The organism is Oligoflexus sp. (assembly GCF_035638955.1).
GTDB lineage: Bacteria > Bdellovibrionota_B > Oligoflexia > Oligoflexales > Oligoflexaceae > Oligoflexus.
This window is the reverse complement of the sequence record NZ_DASQYZ010000037.1, coordinates 1-2,322: the sequence shown is the minus strand read 5'-3', so window position 1 is coordinate 2,322 and position 2,322 is coordinate 1. Positions and strand designations below refer to the sequence as shown.

Annotated in this window: 4 protein-coding genes; 2 read left to right on the top strand and 2 right to left on the bottom strand. The window is 52.2% G+C overall.

Annotation, left to right across the window (positions count from 1 at the left end; genetic code table 11):
* The coding region (locus VE954_RS04025) for an IS6 family transposase (protein ID WP_324949914.1) at window positions 1-401 on the bottom strand (401 nt) is incomplete at its 3' end.
* 81 nt (window positions 402-482) lie between these two features.
* Here VE954_RS04025 and VE954_RS44100 point away from each other — a divergent pair.
* Both VE954_RS44100 and VE954_RS44095 read left to right on the top strand, forming a co-directional pair.
* Window positions 483-671 (top strand): DDE-type integrase/transposase/recombinase, encoded by a 189-nt coding sequence (locus VE954_RS44100; protein WP_414698969.1) that lies wholly within the window; start codon window positions 483-485, stop codon window positions 669-671.
* Window positions 644-856, top strand: coding sequence for a DDE-type integrase/transposase/recombinase (locus VE954_RS44095; protein ID WP_414698968.1), 213 nt, complete (start codon window positions 644-646; stop codon window positions 854-856). The genes VE954_RS44100 and VE954_RS44095 overlap by 28 nt, the downstream gene beginning before the upstream one ends.
* Before the next feature lie 202 nt (window positions 857-1,058).
* Here the strand turns inward: VE954_RS44095 and VE954_RS04020 are convergent.
* The coding region (locus VE954_RS04020; RefSeq protein WP_324949912.1) for a carbohydrate-binding domain-containing protein at window positions 1,059-2,322 on the bottom strand (1,264 nt) is incomplete at its 5' end.

The following is a 2,322-nucleotide window of genomic DNA, read 5'->3' as shown; positions in this document are numbered from 1 at the left end:
TCTGTGTTGATTTTCACGGGGACACCGTGCTGACGAACGGCCTTTTTCAAAAACCTCAGGGCCGCTTTCTGATCCCGCTTTGCTGAGAGCAGAAAATCAATGGTATCGCCATCCTCGTCCACGGCCCGGTAAAGCCATTTGAGTTTGCCTTTGACCTTGATGGCCATTTCATCCCAGAACCACCGGCCTGCCACCGGCTTTTTCCTTTTTCTTAGCTCGGCCTCGATCTCAGGAGTATAGTGAAGGATCCAGCGATGGATGGTGGAGTGATCGACGTGAACGCCGCGCTCAGCCATCATTTCCTCGAGGTCCGTTAGGGAGAGTTTATAGCTCAGGTACCAGCGGATGGAGGTCAGGATAATCGACTTTTGGAAATGCCGTCCTTTGAAGCTCAGCGCCATAACCACTCCCTGGATACGGTGAACTCGGGACTATGACGAGTACCAGGTCAAAACACCAGAGATTTTTTGCAACACAACGCCGTGGACTATCTGCTCACCGCAAAGCGCGACCGGAAAGCCGCGAAACGCTTTCTATCCAGGGCCGTCAGGTCAAACGATAAACCGGTAAAAATCAATATCGACAAAAGTGGAGCCAACACTGCCGGCATCCAGGTCCATAAAATGAGAGCGAAGGCACTGATATCGAAATCCGTCAGAATAAATATTTGAACAACATTATCGAGCAGGACCATAGGCCCATCAAACAGTTATGCAGAGCCACGTTGGGCTTTGGGGGATTTCGAACTGCAAGGATTACAATTGGTGGCTTTGAGTCGATGAGAATAATTCGAAAGCGGCAGGTCAGAGCAGAGGGCAATACCTCTGCTGAGATCTTCTATTCCATGGCGGCATGATGGCTCGCGAACCCTTGAACTTTCTTGTTCATTCCGGGGCCCTGACCTCATCCGTATTTGTTGCATTTGCAAACTCTGGGCAAGAAGTCCGCAGGGGGTCGGAGAATGTCCAGGAATTAACCCAGGTCTTGTGCGGGTCTGCTTCACTGTCGGCCCAGTATCGGGTCAGCCCGAATGGGGCGGACCCCTCCAACCGGCCCTGTTATTCGCTTTTATAAGCAACGGTGCCGTTGCAATACAGCCACTCGGTTTTTTGATATCCCGACCGGCATGAGGTTGAATAGGAGGTCTCGGCTTCCGTATGGTGGTTTTTTCCGTCAAGACTGACCTTGTCCACCATCAGATTGCGCGCTCCTCCTGCGCCACTGTCGTTGACGAACTCGACCTTGATGCTGTCGATGGCCACGGTCTTCGGATGATTATAGGTGAATGTCTGGAACTGGCGAAGAGCCGGGCTGCCTTTGATATCAGTCCAGGTGGCAACCGGGACATCGTCCACTAGCAGACGCATGGTGGGATAAACGCCATCGGCAGCCTCACCGGCAGCAAAGACGCTAATGGCCGAACCAAGTTCATAGGCACCGAGATCAGGCAGCCCTGAAGCCGCACGACCGGAATAGTCTGCTGCATAGCCCAAGGCCAGACCTGCATCAACGGCCGCGCTCCCTTCCGCGAGGCGCAAATCACCTTTTTCGGCAGCGAAGAACCCGGCATCAGAAAGCTTTTCCGTGGAATCAAGAGCAAAGCCAGGATTGACGCCACTCGCAAGACTGTAAAGATTAATGGTATGGGTGATGATGGCTCCTGTGCGGGCAATGGCGACATCGCTGACGAAGATGTTGTTTCTGAGGAGCAGGGTGGTCGGGCTTCCTTCTCTCTTGAGGCAGTCGATAGTGGGATTTCCCCCGCCGGTCAGTTTGTAAACCGTGTTATTTTCAAAGCGGACATCTTCGATTTTGGCCAGCGGATTATCCGTATGAACACACAGCACAGGGGTGAAAGCATCAACGATGACGTTATGGTGCATTCTGATGTTAAGGGCGCTGGCATCACCGGGACCACTTATTTCGCTGAAGCCGTCAGTGTTTTTCGCGTAATTATGATGGATATGGGAACGATCAGTGACGCCGAAGAGCTCCACGAAACCGCCATCCCTGCCATAGTCAAAACTTGGCGCGACGCAGTTTTCTCCACGATTGTATGATAGTTCATTGTCAGTGTTCTCAAGCCAGAAGCAGTTGGCACCAAAATCATTGGCTCCACTCCTGGGCTTATTCGGATCCCTTTGGTCGTTCACAATCATATGGAGGTCGTGGACGAAGTTTCTCGTAACGAGGTTGAATTTCCCGAAGACTTGAACCCCGATGCCGACATTGGTGATTTCGTTGTGGCGGATGATATTATGATCCGCGCCCTCGTTAATCATGACACCACGAGCGTTGGCATTGCGGAGCAAAAGACCCTCA